Origin of the sequence: Sphingobium sp. SA2, assembly GCF_032227065.1 — a bacterium.
GTDB lineage: Bacteria > Pseudomonadota > Alphaproteobacteria > Sphingomonadales > Sphingomonadaceae > Sphingobium.
Genome location: NZ_JAPMXX010000006.1, coordinates 2,633,110 through 2,657,774, shown reverse-complemented (window position 1 = coordinate 2,657,774; position 24,665 = coordinate 2,633,110). Strand labels below are relative to the sequence as shown.

Annotated in this window: 17 protein-coding genes and 1 tRNA gene; 12 read left to right on the top strand and 6 right to left on the bottom strand. The window is 62.6% G+C overall.

The window, feature by feature from the left end:
- Nucleotides 1-26 precede the first annotated feature (26 nt).
- The 3 genes from OVY48_RS20455 (at nucleotide 27) to OVY48_RS20445 (ending at nucleotide 5,635) form a co-directional block, all read left to right on the top strand.
- Nucleotides 27-1,412, top strand: a complete 1,386-nt coding sequence (locus tag OVY48_RS20455) for a DEAD/DEAH box helicase (RefSeq protein WP_313924243.1) — start codon at nucleotides 27-29, stop codon at nucleotides 1,410-1,412.
- 122 nt (nucleotides 1,413-1,534) lie between these two features.
- The gene (locus OVY48_RS20450) at nucleotides 1,535-4,426 is read left to right on the top strand and encodes a M16 family metallopeptidase (RefSeq protein WP_313924242.1); all 2,892 of its coding nucleotides are present in this window, start codon (nucleotides 1,535-1,537) and stop codon (nucleotides 4,424-4,426) included.
- An 84-nt stretch (nucleotides 4,427-4,510) separates the two neighbouring features.
- Nucleotides 4,511-5,635 carry a glycosyltransferase family 1 protein gene (locus OVY48_RS20445; RefSeq protein ID WP_313924241.1) on the top strand — a complete coding sequence of 375 codons (1,125 nt, stop codon included), beginning with the start codon at nucleotides 4,511-4,513 and terminating at the stop codon, nucleotides 5,633-5,635.
- A 4-nt stretch (nucleotides 5,636-5,639) separates the two neighbouring features.
- Here OVY48_RS20445 and OVY48_RS20440 read toward each other — a convergent pair whose 3' ends face one another.
- Nucleotides 5,640-6,248, bottom strand: coding sequence for a TetR/AcrR family transcriptional regulator (locus tag OVY48_RS20440; RefSeq protein ID WP_052027699.1), 609 nt, complete (start codon nucleotides 6,246-6,248; stop codon nucleotides 5,640-5,642).
- A 117-nt stretch (nucleotides 6,249-6,365) separates the two neighbouring features.
- Between OVY48_RS20440 and OVY48_RS20435 the strand changes: the two genes are divergently transcribed.
- The 4 genes from OVY48_RS20435 (at nucleotide 6,366) to OVY48_RS20420 (ending at nucleotide 13,154) form a co-directional block, all read left to right on the top strand.
- Nucleotides 6,366-7,538 carry an efflux RND transporter periplasmic adaptor subunit gene (locus OVY48_RS20435; protein ID WP_037476510.1) on the top strand — a complete coding sequence of 391 codons (1,173 nt, stop codon included), beginning with the start codon at nucleotides 6,366-6,368 and terminating at the stop codon, nucleotides 7,536-7,538.
- A gap of 3 nt (nucleotides 7,539-7,541) precedes the next feature.
- On the top strand, nucleotides 7,542-10,694 hold the full coding sequence (locus OVY48_RS20430) for an efflux RND transporter permease subunit (RefSeq protein ID WP_313924240.1): 3,153 nt from the start codon (nucleotides 7,542-7,544) through the stop codon (nucleotides 10,692-10,694).
- Between the two features lie 2 nt (nucleotides 10,695-10,696).
- Nucleotides 10,697-12,097: an efflux transporter outer membrane subunit gene (locus tag OVY48_RS20425; RefSeq protein WP_313924239.1), complete on the top strand. Its 1,401-nt coding sequence runs from the start codon at nucleotides 10,697-10,699 to the stop codon at nucleotides 12,095-12,097.
- Between the two features lie 112 nt (nucleotides 12,098-12,209).
- The gene (locus tag OVY48_RS20420; protein ID WP_313924238.1) at nucleotides 12,210-13,154 is read left to right on the top strand and encodes a glutaminase; all 945 of its coding nucleotides are present in this window, start codon (nucleotides 12,210-12,212) and stop codon (nucleotides 13,152-13,154) included.
- Here the strand turns inward: OVY48_RS20420 and OVY48_RS20415 are convergent.
- Both OVY48_RS20415 and OVY48_RS20410 read right to left on the bottom strand, forming a co-directional pair.
- Nucleotides 13,151-14,938: a cation:proton antiporter gene (locus OVY48_RS20415; RefSeq protein WP_313924237.1), complete on the bottom strand. Its 1,788-nt coding sequence runs from the start codon at nucleotides 14,936-14,938 to the stop codon at nucleotides 13,151-13,153. The two genes, OVY48_RS20420 and OVY48_RS20415, sit on opposite strands and share 4 nt — an antisense overlap.
- Before the next feature lie 95 nt (nucleotides 14,939-15,033).
- Nucleotides 15,034-15,744 (bottom strand): GIN domain-containing protein, encoded by a 711-nt coding sequence (locus OVY48_RS20410; protein WP_313924236.1) that lies wholly within the window; start codon nucleotides 15,742-15,744, stop codon nucleotides 15,034-15,036.
- Nucleotides 15,745-15,858: 114 nt separating this feature from the next.
- On the opposite strand from OVY48_RS20410, the gene OVY48_RS20405 reads away from it, so the two are divergent.
- Nucleotides 15,859-17,442, top strand: a complete 1,584-nt coding sequence (locus OVY48_RS20405) for a M28 family metallopeptidase (protein ID WP_313924235.1) — start codon at nucleotides 15,859-15,861, stop codon at nucleotides 17,440-17,442.
- A 36-nt stretch (nucleotides 17,443-17,478) separates the two neighbouring features.
- Here the strand turns inward: OVY48_RS20405 and OVY48_RS20400 are convergent, their stop codons facing one another.
- On the bottom strand, nucleotides 17,479-18,096 hold the full coding sequence (locus tag OVY48_RS20400) for a YceI family protein (RefSeq protein ID WP_313924234.1): 618 nt from the start codon (nucleotides 18,094-18,096) through the stop codon (nucleotides 17,479-17,481).
- A 153-nt stretch (nucleotides 18,097-18,249) separates the two neighbouring features.
- Nucleotides 18,250-18,378, bottom strand: a complete 129-nt coding sequence (locus OVY48_RS20395; protein ID WP_409593514.1) for an entericidin — start codon at nucleotides 18,376-18,378, stop codon at nucleotides 18,250-18,252.
- Nucleotides 18,379-18,514: 136 nt separating this feature from the next.
- On the opposite strand from OVY48_RS20395, the gene OVY48_RS20390 reads away from it, so the two are divergent.
- From OVY48_RS20390 to OVY48_RS20380, 3 genes are all read left to right on the top strand, one after another.
- Nucleotides 18,515-18,589 (top strand) — tRNA-Val (locus tag OVY48_RS20390).
- Between the two features lie 115 nt (nucleotides 18,590-18,704).
- Complete coding sequence (locus OVY48_RS20385; protein WP_313924233.1) at nucleotides 18,705-20,924, top strand: S9 family peptidase; 2,220 nt, start codon at nucleotides 18,705-18,707, stop codon at nucleotides 20,922-20,924.
- Complete coding sequence (locus OVY48_RS20380) at nucleotides 20,921-22,753, top strand: tetratricopeptide repeat protein (RefSeq protein WP_313924232.1); 1,833 nt, start codon at nucleotides 20,921-20,923, stop codon at nucleotides 22,751-22,753. Before OVY48_RS20385 ends, OVY48_RS20380 begins: the two co-directional genes overlap by 4 nt.
- A gap of 6 nt (nucleotides 22,754-22,759) precedes the next feature.
- On the opposite strand, the gene OVY48_RS20375 is transcribed toward OVY48_RS20380, so the two are convergent.
- Entirely contained in the window at nucleotides 22,760-23,470 is a 711-nt protein-coding gene (locus OVY48_RS20375) for a class I SAM-dependent methyltransferase (RefSeq protein ID WP_313924231.1), read from the bottom strand.
- Between the two features lie 165 nt (nucleotides 23,471-23,635).
- Between OVY48_RS20375 and OVY48_RS20370 the strand changes: the two genes are divergently transcribed.
- Nucleotides 23,636-24,661, top strand: a complete 1,026-nt coding sequence (locus OVY48_RS20370; protein WP_069066669.1) for an aspartate-semialdehyde dehydrogenase — start codon at nucleotides 23,636-23,638, stop codon at nucleotides 24,659-24,661.
- Nucleotides 24,662-24,665 lie beyond the last annotated feature (4 nt).

The window sequence follows — 24,665 nt, the reverse complement described above, 5'->3', positions numbered from 1 at the left end:
CGCATGGCCCACTTGTGAGTTTACACATGGAATTCAATGACTTTGGTCTGGCTGAGCCGATCATGAAGGCGCTCGCCTCCAAAAATTACGTTACCCCGACGCCGATCCAGCAAAAGGCCATTCCGGCGCTGTTGGAAGGCAAGGATCTGTGCGGCATCGCGCAGACCGGCACCGGCAAGACAGCGGCATTCGCGCTGCCCAGCCTCGACTATTTCGCGCGTAATCCCAAGGTGACGCCACTCAAGGGCTGCCGCATGCTGGTGCTGGCACCGACCCGCGAACTGGCGGCGCAGATCGCACAGAGCTTCCGCGACTATGGCCGTTTCCTCAAGCTGAGCGTCGAAACCGTGTTCGGCGGCGTGCCGATCAACAAGCAGATCCGTGTTCTGGCTGGCGGCGTCGATATCGTCGTCGCAACGCCTGGCCGCCTGCTCGACCTTATCGACCAGCGCGCGCTGACCATCAAGGACACGGAAATCTTCGTTCTCGATGAAGCCGACCAGATGATGGACATGGGCTTCATCCAGCCGTTGAAGCGCGTCGCCAAGATGCTGCCGCGCGAACGGCAGAATCTGTTCTTCTCGGCCACCATGCCCAAGGAAATCGAAGCGCTCGCCGCCCAGTTCCTGAACGATCCGGTCAAGGTCAGCGTCGCGCCGCAATCGACCACAGCGGAACGTGTGCGCCAGCGCGCGATCTTCGTGAACCAGGCGGAAAAGCAGGCGCTGCTCCACTTGATGCTCAAGAGCGAAGAGATTGACCGCGCGCTGATCTTCACGCGCACCAAACATGGTGCCGACCGTGTCGTGCGCTTCCTGGAAGGCGCCGGGATCGACGCTTTCGCGATCCATGGCAATAAGAGCCAGGGCCAGCGCACCACCGCCTTGCAGGCTTTCCGCCAGGGCAAGGTGAAGCTGCTGGTCGCGACCGACATCGCCGCGCGCGGCATCGACGTGTCGGGCGTGTCGCATGTCATCAACTTTGAAATCCCCAATGTGGCGGAACAATATGTCCACCGCATCGGCCGCACCGCGCGCGCCGGCGCCGAAGGCATCGCGATCAGCTTCGTGGCGGATGATGAACGGCCTTTCCTCAAGGCGATCGAAAAGACGACCCGCGTAAAGCTGGAAATCGAAGCGCTGCCTGAGAATTTCATGGAAGCGGTGCGCAATATGCCCAAGCCCGCAGCCCCGAAAAAGGGTCCGAGCCAGTCGCCCCAGCAGCAGGCACGTCGCGCCGATGGTCAGCGCAAATATCAGGACGGCCAGAAGCAGTCGCGCGGCACGCCGGATCGGGCGCATCGCCCCGACTCCGAGGGTGGCGAGAAGCGTCCCTTCCGTCGTCGTCGCAGCGGCGGCCCGGTCGGCGCGCACAAGAGCGCCGTGCAGCGCACCGGCGCACCGCGCGTATAAAATAGGATCGAGCGTGCCGGGACGGGGTTCCGGCACGCTCCACCCGATGGGGGCAACAGTCTCCCGTCCTGACGATGATTGTCAGTGGCCATTCAGGAAAGTGCCGCTAGGCTGACAGGCCTATGCATTTTTTCCCCCGCCGTTCGGCCACTTCGCTCTCCGTTCTCGCCCTGTTGCTGTCGGTGTCGTCCGTGCCGCTTGTCGCACAGACGCAATCCCCGACCGCGCTTGCCAAGACGGGCGCTGCGCAGGCGCAGACGCGCCCCTGGCTCTATGAAAATAGCGATGTGCCGATTGATGCCGCCTGGCAGTTCGGCACTCTGTCCAACGGGTTGCGCTATGCCATCCGGCGTAACGGCGTGCCGCCGGGGCAGGTGTCGGTGCGGTTGCGGATCGATGCCGGTTCCTTGATGGAGCGACCCGATGAAATGGGATACGCCCATTATATGGAGCATCTGACGATGCGTGGGTCGCGCCATGTGCCGGACGGCGAATCCAAACGTATCTGGCAGCGTTTGGGTGTGACCTTCGGCAGCGACAGCAACGCCGTCACGTCGCCGACCGGCACCACCTACGCACTCGACTTGCCCCAAGCCACACAGGCCAGCCTGAACGAAAGTTTGAAAATTCTTTCGGGTATGATGGCTGATCCCAACATCGTTGATAGCGCCATCGCCGCCGAGCGCGCCGTGGTGTTGGCCGAACGGCGGGAAAGCGAGGGCACCCAGATGCGGGTATCGGATGCCAGCCGCCAGCATTTCTTCGCCGGACAGCCTCTGGCCGATCATTCGCCCATCGGCACTGTCGCCACTCTGAACGCCGCGACTGCCAAGGCTATGGCTGCCTTTCACCAGCGCTGGTATCGCCCTGAAAATACGGTGATCGCGATAGCGGGTGACATCGACCCCGCGCAGGCCGAGCAGTTGATCCGCGACAATTTCGCGGCGTGGAGCGCAACGGGCAAGGGCGCGGCCATTCCCGACTTCGGCAAACCCGATCCAAAAAGCCCGGCGACGCGGGTGCTGGTCGAACCCGGCACGCCGGTCGGCCTGACGGCGGCCTGGCTGCGTCCGTGGAAGCCGCGGGCCGACACGATCCTGTATAATCAGGACAAGCTGACCGACATGTTGGCGCTGCAGATCATCAGCCGCCGATTGGAACAGGCCGCAAGGGCCGGGGGCAGCTTCCTGCAGGCAAGCGTCGAGCAGCAGGATGTGAGCCGTTCAGCGGACGGCACCTTTATGTCGATCATTCCCGCCAATGATGATTGGGAGAAGGCGCTGGCCGATGTCCGCGCCATTGTGGAAGATGCCAAGGCCAGTCCGCCCAGCCAGCTGGAAATCGACCGCGAATATGCGCAGATGGATACGGCGCTGTCGATCCAGGTCGAAAATGCCGATACCGAGGCGAGCGCCAGGCAGGCGAGCGATCTGGTCAGCGCGGTGGATATTCGCGAGACAACCGTCAGTCCGCAGGCCGCCGTGGATATCTTTCGCGCCGGTAAGCCCGCCATGACACCGCAGAAGATATTGGATTCCACGCGGCGGTTGTTTTCCGCCGACGTCTTCCGCGCGCTGCTGGTGACGGGCAAGGTGGAGGCGGGCACGGATACTCGTCTCGCCGCGGCCGTTGCCGCCCCGGTCAAGGCGGCGACCAATGTCCGGCTCGCCGAAAAGCCGGTGACGATGAACGACCTGCCTGTGCTTGGCGCACCGGCCACGGTCGTGTCGCGCACGGCCACTGGTCTGCCGGGGATGGAGAGCATCACTTTCTCCAACGGCGTCAAGCTGACCCTGTTTGCCAATGATGCCGAGACAGAGAAGGTGCGGATCAACGTCCGCTTCGGTCATGGCCAGCAGAGTTTTTCGCCGACCAAGCCGGTGGCGAGCTGGGCAGGCGGCTATGCGCTGGTCGCCAGTGGGATCGGCAAGCTGGGCCAGCGCGAGTTGGACGAGCTGACCAATGGCCGCCGCATGGGCATGGAGTTCGGCATCGACGATGATGCCTTCGAATTGCAGGCTGTGACCCGGCCAGCGGATTATCGCGACCAGTTGCGCCTGTTTGCAACCAAGCTGGCTGCACCCGGCTGGGATCCAGCGCCGATCGAGCGGGTGAAGACCGGCGCGATCCTGGCCTATGATGCCATGTCGCAATCGGCCGATGCGGTATTGGGCCGCGATCTCAACTGGTTGCTCCATGACAAGGATGTGCGTTTCCGCACGCCGTCACGCGAAGAGATCGCCGCGCTGACGCCGCAGGCTTTTCGCGCTGTCTGGGAGCCGGTGCTGGCATCGGGTCCGATCGAGGTCCAGATATTCGGGGATGTGAAGGCGGAGGAGGCGATCCAGGCGGTTGCCGCGACCTTTGGCGCTTTGGCACCGCGATCCGATACGCCGGCACCTGCGGCCAATCGCGCGATGCGCTTCCCCGCCCCTGTGAAAGAGCCGGTGGTGTTGCGGCATAAGGGCGACAAGGAGCAGGCGGCGGCCGTGTTGGCCTGGCCGACGGCAGGCGGCTTCACGCTACAAAAGGAAGCGCGCCAGTTGGAGATATTGACCCAGATCTTCAACGATCGCCTGTTCGACCGGTTGCGGTCGGCAGAAGGGGCTGCCTATTCGCCGAGCGTCCAGAATAATTGGCCTTTTTCCTATGATGCAGGTGGCTATATATTGGTGACCAGTCAGGTCCGGCCCGATCGCGTCGCCTATTTCTACGACGTCGTCAAAAGCACCGCCGCCGATCTGGTGAAAAATCCAGTCAGCGAGGATGAATTGCAAAGGGCTGTCGCGCCGATGCGGCAATTGCTGACGCGCGCCAGCACCGGCAATGCTTTCTGGATGAACCAGATGGAGGGCGCGACTCATGATCCGCGCTATGTCGAGGCGATGCAGCGGATGGGCCAGGATATGCTGACCGTGACCGCGCCGCAGTTGCAGGCATTGGCGGCCAAATATCTGGTGCCCGGCAAAAGCTGGTCCGCAGTCGTCCTGCCGGAAGGCGTGGCGGCGAAATAAAGAGACGGCCGCTGATTTTTCTTGCGGTTTTGCGCAGTCCGTCGATAGCCGCGCGCTGGTATGTACGGCTTGGGACAGGATGACGTGAGCCTTCGGATCATTCTTTCGGTCGAAGCGCTCGAACCCCGGCTGTCGGGTATCGGGCGCTATAGCTGGGAATTGGCGCAGCGCCTTCCGCTTCTGGACGGGGTGGATAGCGTTCGATTCTATCGCAATGGCGAATGGATCGCTGATCCGGCTAGCCTGCTTTTGGATATACCGAACGGCAAACGTCGGAACAAAGTGCAACGCTGGCTGCGCAAGCACAGCAAATGGGCGCAGAATTTGCGCGACGCCACGGTCATGCGAACGCACCTGTTCCACGGCCCCAATTATTTCCTGCCTCCGGCTGGGGAGGGCGGCGTGATCACGGTCCATGACCTCTCCATCTTCCGCTATCCCGAAACCCACCCGGCCGAGCGATTGCGGCAGTTCGAGCGCTATTTTCGGCTTTCGGTCGAACGGGCGGGGCATATCATCACGGATTGCGAAACGACGCGGGCGGAAGTGGCGGACTTTCTCTCGATCGATCCGGCACTTGTGACGGCGGTGCCGCTGGCGGCCAGTCCCGACTTCCACCCGCGCACGAACGAAGCGATCGCGCCCACGCTGGCGCGCTATGACCTGCAGCCGCAGGGCTATGTCCTGTGCGTTTCCACGGTCGAGCCGCGCAAGCGGATCGCTGAATTGCTATGCGCTTGGGAGAAATTGCCGCCTGCCGTGCGGAACCGCTGGCCCTTGATGGTGACCGGCGGGGCTGGCTGGCTCAGCGATGCGGTGCAGGCGCGGATGGAAAAGGGCGGGCGCGAAGGCTGGGTGCGCTATCTGGGCTTCGTGCCCGACGCTGATCTGCCGCTGCTCTATGCGGGGGCGGCCCTGTTCGTTTATCCCTCGGTCTATGAAGGCTTTGGCCTGCCGCCGGTCGAGGCCATGGCGAGCGGGGTGCCGGTGGTTGTCGCCAATGCGTCTTGCCTGCCGGAAGTCACCGGCGGCGCGGCGATGCTGGTCGCGCCGGAGGATGTCGATGATTTCGCCCGGCGGCTGGAACAGGCCCTGGTCGATGACGGCTGGCGGGCGCAGGCGCGCGCGGACGGATTGCGTGTTGCGGCCCGCTATAGCTGGGATCGTTGTGCGCGCGAAACGGTAGAGGTCTACCGCAAGGTGCGGTGATGGCTCAGTTGATCGCGCGGAGCGCCGCGATGATCATCCGTGCCGACAGGGTGGCGGTGGCGGCGGCGCTCAGTTGCGGTCGCGACAGGCTGCGATGGCCCAATCCGAACATGCAGGCCAACACCACTTCCTCCGCGCCCTCCAGCGCTTCGCCCGAGAGGTCAGGATTGGCGGCGCAGGCGAAATCGCGAATATACGTACGAAACCGCATGCACATATTCGCAATCGTATCGCCGACGGCGGGGTTGCGGAAACTTTCGGCCAATATGTCGAAGGACAGCGCTTCGTTCTTTTCATCGATCGTATGCAGCAGCAATTGTTCGAACGTCTGTTCGATCGACAACAAACCGGCATGTAGCCGTTCGCGCAGGATGGCCATATCGTCGCACCATTCGTCGGCGTCGGCATGGACAAGGGCTTCGATAATGTCTTCCTTGCCCTTGAAGAGCCGATAGATCTGGCCGACCGACACTTGGGCAGCGGCCGCCAGTTCTGCCATCGAGGTCTGGTGGAACCCATGGCTGTCGAACAGGTCACGGGCCGCCGCCAAAATGCGGGCCTTGCCGGATTTCTCTATGTTCACCACGCTCTTGCCATGCTGCACCGCAACCAATTTCTGCTCCCCTGCGATTTTGTCTCTTGAATATCCTGTGGCACGAACCTAATTGCGGGGCAAGCGGAATGAACGTTCATTCCGAATGGATATCTACATCGGAACGGAATTCAGGCGATGCACAAGGGGACATTCATCGGGTTGCTGGCGTGTGCGTCGGCATTGGCGCTGAGCGCGTGCGGGGAAAGCCCGCCGCCCGCGCCCCCGCCACCGGCCGTCGGCGTCGTCACGCTGAAAACCGAGTCGGTGCCGTTGGTGAATGAATTGCCCGGCCGCATCGTGGCCCTCGAAATAGCGGAGGTACGTCCGCAGATCAGTGGCGTCATTCGCCGCCGCCTGTTTACCGAAGGCGCCATGGTGCGCGCGGGGCAACTGCTGTACGAAATCGAGGACGCGCCCTACCGCGCGGCGCTGGCACAAGCGCAAGGCTCGCTGGCCCGCGCCAACGCCGCGATCCGATCGACGGCGTTGCAGGCGCAGCGCTACAAGGATCTTGTCGGCGTGAACGCCGTCAGCCGCCAGGAATATGACAATGCCGATGCGGCAGCGCAGCAGGCGCGTGCCGATGTTGCAGCGCAGCGTGGCGCGGTAGAGGCCGCCCAGGTCAACCAAGGCTTCACCCGCATCAAGGCGCCGATTTCGGGCCGGATCGGTCGGTCTCTGTTCACGCCCGGCGCGCTGGTTCAGACCGGCCAGGCCGATCCGCTGGCAACGATCCAGCGTACCGATTCGGTCTATGTCGACATGACGCAGTCCGCCGCCGAGATCATCGACCTTAAACAAGCCATGAAGCGGGGCGGCGTCAGCGAAGCGGACGGCGCGCGCATCCAGTTGCTGCTGCCCAATGGCAGCACCTATCCGATCGAAGGACGGCTGCAATTTTCCGAAGTGTCGGTTGATCCGACATCGGGTGCCGTGACGCTGCGCGCGACCTTCCCCAATCCCGACGGCATGTTGCTGCCGGGCATGTATGTCCGCGCCAAGCTGGTCGAAGGCCAGCAGAGCGAGGCGATATTGGCACCGCAGCAGGGCATCACCCGCGATGCGCGTGGTCGGGCCACGGCGATGGTGCTGGGGAAAGACAATAAGGCTGAGATGCGCCAGGTTCAGGTAGCCCGCGCGGTTGGCGACAAGTGGATCGTCACCAGCGGGTTGAAGCCTGGCGATAAGCTGATCGTGGAAGGGCTGCTCAACCTGCGCCCCGGCACGGTCGTCACGCCCGGCGCACCGCAGCAGGTGACGGCGGCGCCGGGTGCGCCGCAGGGATCAAAGCAGGGCGGGGCGAACTAAGCCATGGCACGCTATTTCATCGACAGACCCATCTTCGCATGGGTCTTGGCCATCGTCATGATGCTGGCGGGCCTGCTTGCGCTTCGCACGCTGCCCGTGGCGCAATTCCCCGAAATTGCCCCGCCTTCGGTCGGCATTTCCACCAGCTATCCCGGCGCGAACGCGCAGACGCTGGAAAGCACGACGACGCAGATCATCGAGCAACAGCTCAAGGGCATCGACAATCTACGCTATTTTTCCTCCACCAGTGACGGCGCGGGCAACCTGTCCATTACCCTGACCTTCGAACAGGGGACGGACGCCGACATTGCGCAGGTGCAGGTCCAGAACAAACTCTCGCAGGCGACGCCGCTATTGCCGCAGGAAGTGCAGCAACAAGGGCTGCGCGTCACCAAATCGACGTCCAGCTTCCTGCTCGTCATGGCGGTCTATGCCGATGATGGCATTCATGATCAGCAGGATGCGGGCGATTTCGTCGCATCGACCCTGCAAGATCCCATCAGCCGTGTGGAAGGCGTCGGCGACACCCAGTTGCTGGGCGCGCAATATGCTATGCGCGTGTGGCTCGACCCCTATAAGATGGCCAATCTGGGCGTGACGACCGGCGATGTGAAAGCCGCGATCCAGGCCCAGAATGCCCAGGTTTCCGCTGGCCAGATCGGCGGCACGCCGTCGCCGAAGGGCCAAGCGCTCAACGCCACCATCACCGCCCAGTCACGCCTGCGGACGCCCGAACAATTCCGCGCGATGCGTCTGCGCAGCAATAGCGACGGCGCGGTCGTGCGTCTGTCGGATGTGGCGCGCGTGGAATTGGGGTCGGAAAATTACAGCTTCGGTGCGAAGTTCAATGGCCATCCGGCCGCCGGCTTCGGTATCAAGCTGGCCCCCGGTGCGAACGCGCTGGACACGGTGGAAGGCGTCAAGGAACAGATCAAGGCGCAGTCCAAGAACTTCCCGTCCTGGGTCAAATATGATTTCCCGGTCGATAACTCGACCTTCGTGGCCCTCTCGGTCGAGCAGGTCATCCATACGCTGATCGAGGCAGTGTTGCTCGTCTTCGTCGTGATGTTCCTCTTCCTCCAGAATTGGCGCGCCACGCTGATCCCGACCATCGCCGTGCCGGTGGTGTTGTTGGGGTCGCTCGCCATCCTGAGCGCTGCCGGTTTCACCATCAACACGCTGACCCTGTTCGGCATGGTGTTGGCGATCGGCCTGCTGGTCGATGACGCGATCGTGGTGGTCGAGAATGTCGAGCGCCTGATCCAGGACGAAGGGCTTAGCCCCAAGGAAGCGGCCAAGAAGTCGATGGACGAAATCAGCGGCGCGCTGATCGGCATCGGTCTGGTCCTGTCGGCGGTGTTCCTGCCAATGGCCTTCTTCGCTGGATCGACCGGCGTCATTTTCCGCCAATTTTCGATCACCATCGTGTCTTCGATGATCCTGTCGGTGCTGGTCGCGTTGATCCTGACGCCCGCTTTGTGCGCCACGATCCTCAAGCCCGCCAAACATGGCCATGCCGACAAAAAGGGCTTTTTCGGTTGGTTCAACCGCACCTTCGACAAGGGCGTGAAGGGCTATGGCCGCAATGTCGAAAAGATCGAGCATCGTTGGGGCCGCAGCATGCTGGTCTATGCCGCGATCGTCGTTGGGATGGTCTTCATATTCCTGCGCTTGCCGAGCGGCTTCCTGCCGGAGGAAGATCAGGGATCGTTGATCAGCCAGGTCTCCTTGCCTGCCGGTTCTTCGCTGGAAGAGACCGAACGCACGCTGGCCAGGGTGCGCGACCATTTCCTCCAGTCGGAAAAGGACAATGTTGCGGCGGTCTTCACCATTTCGGGCTTCGGCTTCGTCGGCCAAGGCCAGAATGTCGGCATCGTCTTTGCCCGGATGAAGGACTGGTCGGAACGCAAGGGTTCGGACAATAGCGTCATGGCGGTTGCCCAGCGCGCGAACATGGCGTTCAGCAAGATTTCGTCGGGCATGGTCATCGCTTTCGTGCCGCCTGCTGTGCAGGAATTGGGCAATGCCTCCGGCTTCGACCTGCAATTGCTCGACAATGCCAATGTCGGCCATGAAAAGCTGTTGGAGGCGCGCAACCAGCTATTGGGCATGGCGATGGCCGACAAGCGGTTGGCGCAGGTGCGTCCGAACGGGTTGGAGGATACGCCACAGCTCAAACTCAATGTCGATCAGGCCGCGGCGGGCGCGTTGGGCATTGCCCAGGCGGACGTCAACGACACGATCAGCACCAATATGGGCAGCAGCTACGTCAATGATTTCATCGATCGTGACCGAGTAAAGCGCGTCTTCGTGCAGGCCGATGCGCCGTTTCGGACATCGCCCGATGCCATCGGTGCGTTGCATGTGCGGGGCAGCAGTGGCGTCATGGCCCCCTTGTCTTCGTTCGTGACGACCGAATGGACCCAGGGACCGGCGCGTCTGGAACGCTTCAATGGCGTCCCGTCCATGAACATCATGGGTGCGCCTGCACCTGGCGTCGCAAGCGGCACGGCGATGCAGGCGATGGAAGAACATATCGCCAAATTGCCGCCGGGCATCGGCTATAGCTGGAACGGCATTTCCTATGAGGAACGGACGTCGGGCGGGCAGGCAGGCTATGTCTATGCACTGTCGCTGCTGATCGTCTTCCTGTGCCTCGCAGCGCTCTATGAAAGCTGGTCGGTGCCGATCGCAGTCATGCTGGTTGTGCCTTTGGGCGTGCTGGGTGCGGTCATCGCCGCGACGCTGGCGGGCCTCAACAACGACATCTATCTGCAGGTCGGTTTGATCACCACCATCGGCGTGTCGGCCAAGAATGCGATCCTGATCGTGGAGTTCGCCGAGGAGAAGATGCGCGAAGGGCTGTCGCCTGCGGCGGCGGCGCTGGAAGCGGGCAAGCTGCGCCTGCGGCCGATCCTGATGACCAGCTTCGCCTTCATCTTCGGCGTGCTGCCCCTGGCCTTGTCCAACGGGGCGGGCGCAGGCGGTCAGAATGCGATTGGTTGGGCCGTGGTCGGCGGCATGTTGTCAGCGACGGTGCTGGCGATCTTCTTCGTCCCCGTCTTCTTCACCGTCGTAAAGCGGCTGTTCCGCGAACATAAGACTCATGAAGCGGCCGACGACCGGGCAACGCCCGCCGCGCCGCAGGAGGCATGATCATGCATAATATAAAGGCGCTGGGCGCCATCACCCTGTCGCTGGCGCTCGCCGCGTGCGACATGGCCCCCAAATATGTGCGGCCGCAACTGGCGGTCCCGGCGGCATCGCCGCAGGGACCAGCCTACGGTGTCGACAACGGCGCGGCGATCGTCCCGGCCGATACGGCGTGGCGGGATTTCTTCACCGATGCGCGGCTGGCGCGGGTGATCGAAACGGCACTGGCCAACAACCGTGACCTGCGCATTGCCCTCGCCAATGTCGAACAGGCGCGGGCGCAATATCGGGTGCAGCGCGCAGACCTGTTGCCCGGCGTTTCGGCTGGGGGGACGGCAACCTATCAGGACTCGCCCTTTTCGCTGGCGGGATCGGGCCGCACGGATTTGTATCAAGCACAGGTCGGGATTTCCGCCTGGGAAGTCGATCTGTTCGGCCGGGTACGGAATCTGAGCAAAGCCGCGCAGGAGCAATATTTCGCCAGCGTCGAAACGCGCAATGCGGCGCAAACCGCGCTGATCGCGGAAACGGCCAATGCCTGGCTCACCATGGCGGCGGATCAGGAACGGTTGCGCATCGCCCGCGACCTGGAACAGGCATTCGGCAAGACGCTGGAACTCAACCGGGCGCGCTTCGCCAAGGGCATCGCATCCGAACTGGAAGTGCGTCAGGCGCAGACCAGCTATGATGCGGCGCGGTCGACCATTGCCGAAACGACCACCTTGGTCGCGCAGGATCAGAATGCGCTGAACCTGCTGGCAGGCACGACCGTGCCAGCGACGGACTTGCCCGAAGGGTTCCCGACGGCGAGCGCGACGATCGAAAATCTGCCGGCCGATATCGCGTCGGACGTGCTGTTGCGCCGCCCGGACATTGCGTCAGCAGAGCATCAATTGGCGAGCGCCAACGCCAATATTGGCGCGGCGAGGGCGGCGTTTTTTCCCAATATATCGCTGACGGCGGCATTTGGTTCGCTCAGCCTTGGCCTGTCCAACCTGTTCGGATCGGGGAGCAGCTTCTGGTCGGTAGCGCCGACCACCTCTTTGCCGATCTTCGACTTCGGGAAGAATAAGGGCAATCTCGCCTATGCCAAGGCGACCTATGACGCGATGCTGGCGACCTATGAAAAGAGCGTCCAGACGGGCTTCCGTGAAGTCGCGGATGCGCTCGCTCGGCGTGGCACGATGGGGGAGCAGCTTGAGGCGCAGACGTCGCAGCGTGATGCGGCGCGGGTCGCCTATACGCTGTCGGAGGCTCGCTTTCGTGCGGGAGTCGATGGCTTCCTGACGACGCTGGATTCGCAGCGGGCGTTGTCCAATGCCGAACAGAGCCTGCTCACTACGCGGCTGACGCGCGCCTCCAACATGGTGGAACTCTACCGCGCCATGGGCGGTGGGTTGAAGTAACAGCGGGCGGGTCAGGTCGGGGATCATCGGGCGGGACAGAATAATCTGTCCAACCGGCAGCAATAGCGCCTATGATTAAGGTCATAGTTATTGCGGATATGTAGCAGCGCCCATGACCCCTGACCTCGACGCCATTGTCGGCGATATCATCGCCATGATGGCACAGGCGGATGAGCGTGGTGCCGTCGCATCCTACATCCCCGAACTGGCCAAAGTCGATCCCGCGCAATTCGGCATCGCGATCGCCACCGCCGACGGACGCATGATCACAGGCGGGGATGCCGACATCGGCTTTTCGATCCAGTCGATTTCCAAGGTCTTTGCGCTAACCCTTGCGCTCGGCAAGGTCGGCGATCAGCTATGGCAACGGGTCGGGCGCGAGCCGTCGGGCAATGCCTTCAATTCGATCACCCAGTTGGAGCATGAGCAGGGGATTCCGCGCAATCCCTTCATCAATGCGGGGGCAATCGTGGTGACCGACGTCAATCTGGGCGGGCATGAGCCGCGCGTGGCGATCGGCGAAATGCTGCGCTTTCTGCATTATGTGAGCGGCGACGACAGTATCGCGATCAACGAAGCGGTGGCTGCGTCCGAGACCGCGACGGGGTTCCGCAACGCGGCGCTCGCCAATTATATGCGCGCCTTCGATAATGTGCACCATCCGGTCGATCTGGTGCTGGGCAGCTATTTTCACCAATGCGCGATCGAGATGACGTGCCGTCAGTTGGCCCTGGCAGGGCGCTTTCTCATGCTGGATGGGCAGCATCCGGGCGGGGGCAGGGTGGTGCCGCCCCGCCGGGCGCGGCGGATCAATGCGCTGATGCTGACCTGCGGCCATTATGATGCGTCGGGCGACTTCGCCTTTCGCGTCGGCATTCCCGGCAAGTCGGGGGTGGGCGGTGGCATCATGGCAATCGTGCCCGGCCGCGCCTCGATCGCCGTCTGGTCACCGGGCCTGAACGCCAGCGGCAATAGCCAGATCGGCACGGCGGCGCTGGAGGAACTGGCGCGCCGCACCGGCTGGTCGGTGTTCAGCCCGCCCGTGGTATCGGATTAAGCAGCCTCTTCGTCCGAGCGAAGGCGGCGCAGCTTGGGCGCGGTTTCCATTTGCGCCGCTTCCTTGATCCCCATCCGCAGATCTTCGCGGGTCTGGTGGATCGACGCGATCACTGGCCCCATCGCGACGCCGAGATCGACCAGCGCGGTTTCGGCCAGTTGCAGCGAGCTTTCGAGCGTTTCGGGCACAGCATCGCTTGCGCCTGCGCGATAGAGTTGCGCGGCGTGATCGGTATCGCGGGCGCGTGCGATGATCGGCAGGTCCGGCACCCAGCCGCGCACCCGTTGGGTCACCCGCACCGACAGCACCGGGTCGTCCATCGTCAGGATCAGCGCGCGGGCATGACCCAGCCGCAGCTTGTCGAGCATCTCCACGCGCGACACGTCGCCGAACAATATGGGATAGCCTGCCCGCCGCGCTTCGGCGACGACGTCGGGGTCCGATTCCACGACGATGAAGCGCTGTTTATGGGTCTTGAGCAAGTCGCACACCATGCGCCCGACCCGGCCGAAGCCGATGACCACGGCGGCTGCTTCGGCATGGTCTTCGGTCGGATCGACGCGATCCTCGCCCAGTGCCATTTCCAGCCGCCGTGCGACATCATGGCCGATCCGCGCCAACAGCGGCGTGATCGTAAGGCCGATTGCGGTGACGATCTGCCAGAAGGCGGCGGTGGAGGGCAGGATCAGTTGCGCCGCCGCCGCAGTCGACAGCACGATCAACGTGGTTTCCGACGGGCTGGACATCAGCACGCCGACCTCCAACGCCGTGCCCTTGCGCGCGCCGGAGAAATAGAGGAGCGCCGACGTCACCAGCGTCTTGGCGAACACGACGCCAACGACCGCCATCAACAGACTCTGCCAGTTGGCGAGGATGACGCGCAGGTCCAGGCTCATGCCAACGGTGATCAGGAAGACGCCGAGCGCCAGCCCCTTGAACGGCGCGGTCATCACCTCGACCTCACCATGATAGTCCGTCTCAGCGATTAGCAGGCCCGCGAGCAAGGCGCCCACGATCGGCGACAGGCCCGCGAGCGAGGTGGCGAGGCTGGAGACGATGACCACCAATAGGCTAGCCGCCAGGAACACTTCGGGGCTTTTGGTGCGTGCCGCCTGACTGAACACATGGGGCAGCAGGAAACGGCCCATCACCAGCATGAAGGCGATGGTGATGCCACCGCGCAGCAGCGTGTCGCCCATGGCACCCCACGCGCCATCGGGGCTGGCGGCGACGGAAGGCGCGAGTGCGCCGAGCATGAAGATGATCGGGACCAGCGCCAGATCCTCGAACAACAGCATCGAAAAGGCGGCCCGCCCGACCGCGCTCTGAGTGCCGACCATCGGCAGCACGACAGCGGTGGATGAGAGGGCGAGGGCCAAGCCCAAACCGATCGCGCCAGCCGTAGGCTGGCCGAGCAGATAAAGACCAGTGGCGATCAGCACGGCGCTCAGGATCAGTTCCGCCGCGCCGACGCCGAATACCTGCGTTCGCATCGTCCATAATCGGCGGAAACTCAGTTCCAGCCCGATCGAGAAGAGCAATAATATGACGCCCAGTTCGGCAAAGGGCTCGATCGCCTCCTGATTGGAGATCGTCACATGATAGAGCCAGGGATATTGCCCGACGAGCGCACCAAGGCCGTTCGGTCCCACCGCCAGTCCGACGAGGATGAAGCCGATCACCGGGCTGATGCGAAAGCGCGAGAAGCCGGGAATGACCAGCCCTGCCGCGCCGAGAATGACGAGAGAGTCGCTGAAACTGTGAGGATTTATTGCGCCAACCATGCGCGCACCATTGCGCCAAGTCGGCGCAATATCCAGTCTTTTGGTTGAAAAATCGCGATGCAGCGCAGCATTTTCCCTGTCCGCAAATATTGCGTCTAATAGCTTTCGTCACCGCATTGGATTCGTCCGGTGCCGCGATTGTCCACGGTGCAGGCGGGTTTGCCGCCGATGGTCACATCGCCCGACCCCGTCGATACCACCTTCGCGGTCACCTCGGCGGTCAGCGTGAGGCTGCCCGGCCCGTCATTGGCGACGCTCGCCTGCCGCGCGCGCAGCCCTTCGGCGGCGACCGCCCCAGGTCCATTCACCCGAATATTGGCAACGCCCGTCCGACCACCAAGCGTCGCCCGACCGCCGCCCGCCAGCGCCACGTCGATCCGGTCGAGCGCGACATCGGCCACGCCGACATCGCCATTGCCGCCCAGCACGATCTGGCCCTGCAATCCCTTCATGCGGTCGACCGTCACCGAACCGCCACCGGTCAAAACGATGCGATCGATCATGCCCGTGGATAGCCACAACGTTGCTGCGCCGCCGCTCTTCTCGCCAGATCGTGGCCGCGCCATGGTGATGATCAACAGCCGCCCCGACACATCGACCTTCAACCGGTCGAGCGCGCCCTGGGCGCCCTCCGCCCGCGCGGACGCGCCGCTGCCGGTCTTGACGACCACGGTCACGGGCGCATCCACGCGGATCGCATCGAAACTGGTGATGGTAAAGCCGCGCGTCGCGGCCTGAGCGGGCAGGCCCAACGACGATAGGCCAAGCAGCAGGGGCATCAGCAAAAGGGGGCGTGGCAAAATCATCTCCCAGATCATGGTCTATCGGCAAGGAACACAGGTCGTTAGCGGTTCCCACCCCCTTGTTCGTCTCACCAGATAGGGCAAGATAGCGCCTGGTTCATAGAGGAGCATCCCGTCATGCGCGCGCTTTTTTCCGCTCTCCCGCTTCTTTCGCTGGCCTTGTCCGCGCCGGTGCTGGCGCAGGAGGATGACGGTGCGGCCTGGTGGGCGCATGTGAAGATATTGGCCGACGATGCGATGGAGGGGCGCGGGACCGGTACGCCGGGCTATGATCGCGCCGCCGACTATGTGATCGGCCAGTTCAAGGCGCTTGGCCTGAAGCCCGCTGGCGTGGACGGGTATAAGCAGCCCGTCGATTTCGTGGAGCAGCGGATTCAGTCCGACCGCAGCAGCGCCGTGCTGGTCGGGCCGCAGGGGGAGGTGCCGCTGGCGGTGCCGGGCGATCTCATTTTCTCCGGCGGCGGTGGGCCGGTTCCCGAAAGCATCGACGCGCCGATGGTGTTCGCGGGCTATGGTCTGCATCTGCCGGAAGTTGGCCATGACGATTTTGCCGGACTGGACCTAAAGGGCAAGATGGTGGTCGTCCTGTCGGGTGGGCCGACGACGATTTCGGGCGCGCTCAAATCCCATGCCCGGTCGGAGCGGGCGCAATGGCTGGCGGCGCAGGGTGCGGTCGGCATGATCATGCTGGTCACGCCCAAGCAGGTGGAGATACCCTGGACGCGGCGAGTAGCGTTGGCTGGAGCGCCTGCGCTTTATTATCGCGATACGGCGCTGCGTGAGACGCGCACGCCGTTCCTGGGCGCGCAGCTTGACCCCGCCAAGTCCGATGCCCTGTTTGCCGGGTCGGGACAGGATTTTGCAACCATCGCTGCCGCTGCCGATGCCTCCGCGCCAGTGGCGTCCTTCCCGCTCGCCTTGCGGCTAAAGGCGCAGGTTGTAGCAACCCGGCGGGATCTGTCTTCGCCAAATCTGGTCGCGGTCCTACCCGGCAGCGACCCTGCATTGCGCAATGATTATGTCGTCATGTCCGCACATCTCGACGGTTATGGCATTGGCACGCCGATGAAGGGCGACGCCATCTATAATGGCGCGTTCGACAATGCGTCGGGCGTCGCCAGCCTGCTGGAAATCGCCAAGGCGCTCAAAGCGAGCAAGGTGAAGCCCAAACGGTCGATCCTCTTCGCCATCGTCACGGCCGAAGAGAAAGGCCTGCTTGGATCACGCTATTTCGCGCGGCGACCGACCGTGCCGCAGAAGAGCATCGTCGCGAACCTCAATTTCGACATGGCGCTGCCCATCTTCCCGCTGACCAGCGTGACGCCGGTCGGCTATGACCAAAGCTCGCTGGGTGGCGTAGCGCAGGCGGTGAGCGCGGCGATGAACCTGCCGATCACGCCCGATCCCTTCCCGGATCGCAACGTCTTCATCCGCTCTGACCAATATGCCTTCATCCGCGAAGGCATCCCCGCGCTCTTCTTCAAATATGGCTTCAAAGCGGGCACGCCCGAAGCCGAAACGGAAAAAGCCTGGCGCGCGAACCTCTATCATTCGCCGTTCGATGATGTGAACCAGCCGGTCATGCCCGCGGAAACGGCGAAGCTGAACGCCTATGTAACGGCGGTAACGTTGCAGGTGGCGAACGCGGCGGAGCGACCGACATGGAACGAGGATAGTTTCTTCAAGCGGTTCGCGAAATAGGGGGATGGGGGGATGACCTCCCCCCAGCGATAGACTTTACTTCTGGAAACCGGCGATGATCTTGAGTTCGACTGCGTCGCCGACGACGGGCACGGCATAGCCGAGACCAAAATCGCTGCGCTTGATCGAGCCGGTGGCGACGAAACCGACATTTTCCTGCTTGTTCATGGGGTTAGTGCCCGCGCCGTAAAATTCGGCGTCCAGCGTTACGGGCTTGGTGATGCCCTTGATGGTCAGATTGCCGGTGATGGTAGCGCCGCTGCCTTCGGCCTTCACGCTGGTCGAGACGAATTTGGCGGTCGGAAATTTGGCGACATCGAAGAAGTCGGCCTTGAGCAGATGTTCGTCCAGCTTGGCGACGCCGGTCTTGAGGTTGGCGATCGACACGTCGATGCTGACGGTGGAGGCTGACGGGTTCGCCTTGTCGAGCATCAGCGTGCCAGTCGGTTCGGCGAACACACCGACATTGTTGGTGAAGCCCATATGGTCATAGGCGAAGACGATCTGGGTGTGGCCGCCATCGACCTTGTAGCTGCCGCCGCTGACCTTTGCGACGTCCTTGCTGCCCGGCACGCCGGCGGGGGCCTGCGCGATGACGACCGTGCCACCCGCAATGGCGATGAGAGCGGCGGCGGAAATCAGATATTTCTTCATGAGGTAGACTCCAGAAACGATCAAGGGACGCCACCACAATAGGTCGCACCCCTGACAAGTTCCAGAGCCGTAACGGGAAACGAATCGTTCCCGATAAAACATGCCTTATCGGCTACCAATTCACCGATCCATGGGACCAAGCCCAATCATCGGTTAGCGTATGGCGTCCTTACCCGCGGTGCCGACCGACTCGATGTCGCGCCCGACGCCTTGCACCGTGTTGCAGGCCGACAGGGCCAGCAGCAGTCCGCTGATCATCAGGCAAATTGCGGGGCGCATCATTTCATCACTCCAATTGCGTTGTTGCGATCCTCTATAGCCGATTGGCGATGGCGGGAAGAGCGATTTCGCCTGCTCTATCCGGCACCCGCTTGACAGGGCCAGCCGGCAATGCCAATGGCCGCTTCCTCCTTATAGGGGGCGCGTAGCTCAGTGGTAGAGCACACCCTTCACACGGGTGGGGTCGCAGGTTCAATCCCTGCCGCGCCCACCATGGCTTACCCGCCATGACAGGACAGATTATTTCCCGGCATTGATCTTTTGATACGCGGCTTTAATCCTGCTGCCCTGATCCGGCGCGTGCGCGCGTCGAGCCCGAAAGGATGTCGATGCCCTCTTATCTGAAAGCCAGCGCGGCGCTTGGCGCTTTGTTGGTGAGTTTCGCTGGTGCCGTGCAGGCGCAGGAAAAGCTGACGCTGGAACGTGTGTTCGCCAGCCCCGATCTGGCCGGGCCACAACCGCGCGCGCTGACATTGTCGCCCGATGGGACGCTGGTCACCTTGCTCAAGCCCCGCGCGGATGAAAAGGAGCGGCTCGATCTGTGGGCGATCGACACCGCCACGGGCGCGGAGCGGATGCTGGTCGATTCGAAAAAGACCGGAAGCGGCGCGGCGCTAAGCGAAGCGGAAAAGATGCAGCGCGAGCGGGATCGCAGCGTCGCGGGCAGCACCGGCATCACCAGCTATGACTGGTCGTCCGATGGCAAGACCATCCTCGTGCCGGTGGATGGCGACCTCTATCTCGCCGCGCTGGATGGCCAGGTGACACGGCTGACCGATACGCCCGATGGCGAGCTGAATGGCGTGGTGAGTCCCAAGGGCCGCTTCGTGTCCTTCGTGCGCGGCGGCAACCTGTTCGTGCAGCCGATCGGTGGCGCGGAACGGCAGATAACGCAGGGCGCGAGCGAAACGGTGAACTGGGGCGTGGCCGAGTTCGTCGCGCAGGAGGAAATGGACCGGCGCACGGGCTATTGGTGGTCGCCCGATGAGGCGATGATCGCCGTAGCGCGGGTCGATGAAGCCCCGGTCGGCATCGTCACCCGCACCGCAATCGGCGGGGAGGGGACCAAAGTCTACCAACAACGCTACCCGGCGGCTGGAACGCCCAATGCGCTCGTCGATCTTTATGTGATGAAGCCAGATGGTTCGGGTCAGGTGAAGGTCGATCTCGGCCCGGATCGCGACATCTATCTGGCGCGGGTCAACTGGTCGAAGGATGGCCGCACCCTCTATGTCCAGCGGGAAAGCCGCGACCAGAAGCGGCTCGATCTGCTGGCGGTCGATCCCGCGACCGGCAAGGGTCGGGTGATCCTCACGGAAACGGCGAAAAGCTGGGTCAACCTGTCCAACAATTTCCGGCCGCTCGCCGACGGGAGTTTCCTATGGTGGTCGGAAAAGACCGGCCATGGGCATCTCTATCATGTGCGTGGCGGCAAATGGACGGCGCTGACCAGCGGCAAGTGGGACGTGCGCGACGTGGTGGGCGTCGATGAGGGCAAAGCCCTCGTCTACTTCACCGGCAACCGCGAAACGCCGCTGGAGCAGCAACTTTATGTCGCACCGCTGACGAAGACCGGGGCGGCGCGGGCGTTGACGCGCAGTGGCTGGTGGAATGATGCGGTGATGGACGGCAAGGCCAGTCGGATCGTCGTCAGCCGCCAGAATAGCGACCAGCCAAAACAGGTCTATCTGGCCGATAACAGCGGCAAGCAGTTGCAATGGCTGTCGGAAAATGTGCTGACGGGCAGCCACCCCTATGCGTCCTATGTCGCCAGCCATGTGAAGACGACATTCGGTACGATAAAGGCGGCGGACGGCACGACGCTCTATACCAAGATCATGACCCCGCCGATCGAGCCGGGGAAACGCTATCCGGTGTTCATGATCCATTATGGCGGTCCCGGCGGCGGGCGGCAGGTGACCAATAGTTGGAGCGGTGCGCTCAACCAATATCTGGTCGACCGGGGTTGGATCGTCTTTGCGATCGACAATCGCGGCACGCCCGATCGCGGCAAGGCGTTCGAGGATCATCTCTATCGTGCGATGGGCACGGTAGAGGTCGAGGATCAGTTGACCGGCGTCGAATGGCTCAAGGCCCAGCCCTTCGTCGATCCACAGCGGATCGCAACATATGGCTGGTCCTATGGCGGCTATATGTCGCTGAAACTGCTGGAGAAGGCGCCGGGCGTGTTCGCTGCGGCGATCGCTGGCGCGCCGGTGACGAAATGGGAACTATACGACACCCATTATACCGAACGCTATCTGGGCCAGCCGCAGGACACACCCAGCGCTTATCCCGCGTCGGGCGCAGTCGAGGAGTCGGGGAAGATTGTCGATCCGCTGCTGCTGATCCATGGCATGTCCGACGACAATGTCGTGTTCGACAATGCCACCGCGCTGATGGCGAAGATGCAGGGTGCGGCGGTGCCGTTCGAGATGATGGCCTATCCCGGCCAGACCCATCGCGTCGGTGGGCCGGGCGTCAGCGTGCATCTGTGGCGCACGATCGAGGATTTCCTGGCCCGTCGCGGGATCGCGCCCGGACCATGACAGGCGTTTTGCAGGTCGAGGACGTAAAACGCCTACAGCAAGCCTTCAACGCGCTGCAGGCAGGGCAGGCTGTCACTGCCGAGCGAATGCTGCGGGCTATGGTCGCGCCAGTGCGCAATCATCCTGACGCGCTGTATATCTTTGCGTCTGCACGTCGTGCCCAGGGTGACATGGCAGGCGCGCGAATGGCATTCGAAGCTGCACTGAAAGGCGGGGCGACCAACCCGCAGCTTTGGAACGCCTATGGCAATCATCTGCATGATATGGGCGACGGGGCTGCAGCCATAGCCGCGCTTCAACGGGCAGTGGCCGTGCAACCCCGTTATGCGGAGGGGTGGATCAACCTCGCAATCGTGGCGACCGATCAGATGCAATTCGGCATCGCCGAAGAGGCGCTGGACCAGGCTGCACGAATTGCGCCGCAGGATGATCGCATCCTGCACGTGCAAGGGTTGATGGCGCAGGCTCAGGATCGACCCGATGCGGCGGCGGCGGCGTATCGCGCCCTACTCGTAAGAAAGCCATCGGATCTTCGCGCATGCTATAATCTCGCAACGGCGCTCCGGGCGTCCGACGATCGCGCCAGCGCGCTGGACGCGATCGAGCGCGCCATCGATGGCGGGTTGGATATCGCGCCAGCGCTTACGCTTCGTGCGCATATCCTCGCGGAAATGGGGCGGTTCGATGAGGCTGTAGCGCAATATCAAGCGGCATTGCGTCGTTATCCCGATCATGTCGATGCCCAGGACACATTGGCCAGGCTATTGCCTCAGATTGGACGCGCGGCCGAAGCGTTTGACGCTTTCGATTTAGCAATTGAACAGCAGCCACGCCATATCCAACTGCTATTGGCAGGCGTCCGCGTCGCCATGGACATTCGCGATCATGACCGGGCATTGGAACTGATCGACCGCGCGCAGCCCATGCTGGATGATCCCGATCAGCTAAGCGTAGTCCGCATCCGGGCGTTGGGGCTGGCTGGACGGCATGGGGAAGCCATTGACCTGGCCCGAACCCTTGCTGCTGCCGATCCCGCCCGCGCCGGTTTGCAAGCCAATCTCGCCCAACTGCTCTTGACGCAGGGTGACCCCGACGAGGCCCTCCGCCATGCGCTGCTGGCCACCCGACATGCGCCATCGGACCAGACCGGGTGGGCATTGTTGACAGTCATATGGCGCCTGCTTGAGGATGAACGCGAGCATTGGCTGGCGGGTTACGATCATTATGTTCGTGACCTTAATATTGGCACGCCGGATGGCTGGAGCAACCAATCGGCCTTTCTTGCAGACCTGCGCGAGTCGCTTGAACGCTTGCATGTGACCACCGCCCACCCGGCCGACCAGACATTGCGCGGCGGCACGCAGACCCGCGGTGATTTGTTTGATCGCCGCAAATGTCCCGTGATCATGGCGCTCAAGCAACAGTTACACCGTTGCACGCAATCTGCGCTGGCGGACTTGCCCAATCAACCGGGTCATCCGTTGCTGGATCGACGTACCGGCGACATTCAATTTTCCGGCTCATGGTCGGTACGCCTGCGCGAAAATGGGCGGCATGTGCCCCATATCCATCCTCAAGGCTGGATCAGTTCGGCTTTTTATGTGGCGCTACCCAATGATGTTCCGGCGGAAGCTCGGTCGGGTGAAGGCGCCATTTTGTTTGGCGTGCCCGATGATGCCCTCAACCTGACCGCGCTACCGCCTCGACGGGTGATACAGCCGCAAGCCGGTCGGCTGGTACTGTTTCCCTCTTATCTATGGCACGGCACTGCACCCTTTTCGGGATCGCAATCGCGGCTCACTATCGCCTTTGATGCCCTCCCAGCCTAGCATCCATTATCGCCAGGCGTGGAAGATCGCCCGGCGGTAACGGTCCTTGCGGCGCAGCGGCATGGCCCATTTGCGCCAGCCCCGATTGTCGAGCGCTTCGGGCAATACCTGAAAACGACTATAGCCAAAGCGGCGACACATTTCCTGCAAGGCCAAGATGTTGGGCGCCCAGAAATTGGTGGGGTCGCCATCCAGCTCCAGTTCGGTGAACAGGCGCATCGCGGGAACCGGCTCGTGGCGCAGCGCCGTCACCGTTTCAATCACCAGATGATCGCGGCTCATCGCGGCGGCGGCTTCGAGCGTGCGGTAGGGGTCGGGTACATGGTAGAGGACGCCCAGCAGCAGCACCATGTCGAACTGGCCGAGTTCGTCCGCCTTATGGTCGGCTACGTCGAGGTCGAGAGAGCGTATTTTGGATTCGAAGCGGGCATGGGCATGGTCGAAGCCGCGCTTGTCGCCCCACCCCTGGCCTGACCAGCAAAAATGGTCGGTCGCCAACACGTCGGCCGCACCGCGCTGCTCGGCCTGAAACGAGAAGAAGCCATCCCACGCACCAATGTCGAGCACGCGCTTGCCCGCCAGCGGCGCGATGAAGATCTGGTCGGCTTCTTCCTGCAGCGAGGCCAGCGGCTTGATGCCATCGGCGCGGCTGCCGTCGGGAAAGGCGAAGCTGTGAAACCAGCGGTCGGGCAGGGGGGGCAGCAGCGCTGACTGCATCGATTACAATCCGTTTTTCAAAGAGGATGAAGGGCGGCACAGAGGTACGACGCACTGGATATTGCGCCCGCTATCGAGTGGACAAGCCCTTCTTTCTGGACAAAAGGCCCAGTATCGCTATGGCGCGCACTCCGCAAGATTTGCTTTGGAGTGGAGAGTTTAGTCATGGGTTACAGGGTCGTCGTCGTAGGAGCCACCGGGAATGTGGGCCGCGAAATGCTGACCATTCTCGCCGAGCGCGAGTTCCCGATTGACGAGATCGCGGCCGTCGCTTCCTCGCGTTCGCAGGGGCTGACCGTTGATTTCGGCGATAGTGGCAAAACCATCAAATGCCAGAGCATCGAGCATTTCGACTTCACCGGATGGGACATCGCCCTGTTCGCGGTGGGCAGCGGCCCGACGGCGCAATATGCGCCCAAGGCAGCGGCGGCCGGTTGCGTCGTGATCGACAATAGCTCGCTCTATCGCATGGACCCGGACGTTCCCTTGATCGTGCCGGAAGTGAACCCCGATGCGATCGATGGCTATAAGAAGAAGAACATCATCGCCAACCCCAACTGCTCGACCGCACAGATGGTCGTGGCGTTGAAGCCGCTGCATGACGCCGCCAAGATCAAGCGCGTCGTCGTCGCGACTTACCAGTCGGTGTCGGGCGCTGGCAAGGCGGGCATGGACGAACTGTTCGAGCAGAGCCGCAACATCTTCGTCGGCGATCCGGCCGAGCCCAAGAAGTTCACCAAGCAGATCGCCTTCAACGTGATCCCGCATATCGACGTTTTCCTGGACGATGGTTCGACCAAGGAAGAATGGAAGATGGTCGCGGAAACGAAGAAGATCCTCGATCCCAAGATCAAGCTGACCGCAACTTGCGTGCGCGTTCCCGTGTTCGTCGGCCATAGCGAAGCGATCAACATTGAGTTCGAGAATGAAATCTCGGCCAAGGAAGCACAGGACATATTGCGTGAAGCGCCGGGTATCATGCTGGTCGATAAGCGCGAAGATGGTGGCTATATCACGCCGGTCGAATGCGTCGGCGATTTCGCGACCTTCATCAGCCGCGTGCGCGAGGATTCGACCGTCGAAAATGGTATCAACTTGTGGTGCGTCAGCGACAATCTTCGCAAGGGCGCGGCGCTGAACGCGGTGCAGATCGCTGAATTGCTGGGCCGTCGCCACCTTAAGAAGGGCTGATAGC

Coding starts and splice junctions, on each gene's coding strand:
- OVY48_RS20425 (WP_313924239.1), top strand. CDS start 10,697: ATGCATAATATAAAGGCGCTGGGCGCCATCACCCTGTCGCTGGCGCTC.
- OVY48_RS20420 (WP_313924238.1), top strand. CDS start 12,210: ATGACCCCTGACCTCGACGCCATTGTCGGCGATATCATCGCCATGATG.
- OVY48_RS20430 (WP_313924240.1), top strand. CDS start 7,542: ATGGCACGCTATTTCATCGACAGACCCATCTTCGCATGGGTCTTGGCC.
- OVY48_RS20450 (WP_313924242.1), top strand. CDS start 1,535: ATGCATTTTTTCCCCCGCCGTTCGGCCACTTCGCTCTCCGTTCTCGCC.
- OVY48_RS20370 (WP_069066669.1), top strand. CDS start 23,636: ATGGGTTACAGGGTCGTCGTCGTAGGAGCCACCGGGAATGTGGGCCGC.
- OVY48_RS20375 (WP_313924231.1), bottom strand. CDS start 23,470: ATGCAGTCAGCGCTGCTGCCCCCCCTGCCCGACCGCTGGTTTCACAGC.
- OVY48_RS20435 (WP_037476510.1), top strand. CDS start 6,366: ATGCACAAGGGGACATTCATCGGGTTGCTGGCGTGTGCGTCGGCATTG.
- OVY48_RS20405 (WP_313924235.1), top strand. CDS start 15,859: ATGCGCGCGCTTTTTTCCGCTCTCCCGCTTCTTTCGCTGGCCTTGTCC.
- OVY48_RS20400 (WP_313924234.1), bottom strand. CDS start 18,096: ATGAAGAAATATCTGATTTCCGCCGCCGCTCTCATCGCCATTGCGGGT.
- OVY48_RS20455 (WP_313924243.1), top strand. CDS start 27: ATGGAATTCAATGACTTTGGTCTGGCTGAGCCGATCATGAAGGCGCTC.
- OVY48_RS20380 (WP_313924232.1), top strand. CDS start 20,921: ATGACAGGCGTTTTGCAGGTCGAGGACGTAAAACGCCTACAGCAAGCC.
- OVY48_RS20415 (WP_313924237.1), bottom strand. CDS start 14,938: ATGGTTGGCGCAATAAATCCTCACAGTTTCAGCGACTCTCTCGTCATT.
- OVY48_RS20395 (WP_409593514.1), bottom strand. CDS start 18,378: ATGATGCGCCCCGCAATTTGCCTGATGATCAGCGGACTGCTGCTGGCC.
- OVY48_RS20410 (WP_313924236.1), bottom strand. CDS start 15,744: ATGATTTTGCCACGCCCCCTTTTGCTGATGCCCCTGCTGCTTGGCCTA.
- OVY48_RS20385 (WP_313924233.1), top strand. CDS start 18,705: ATGCCCTCTTATCTGAAAGCCAGCGCGGCGCTTGGCGCTTTGTTGGTG.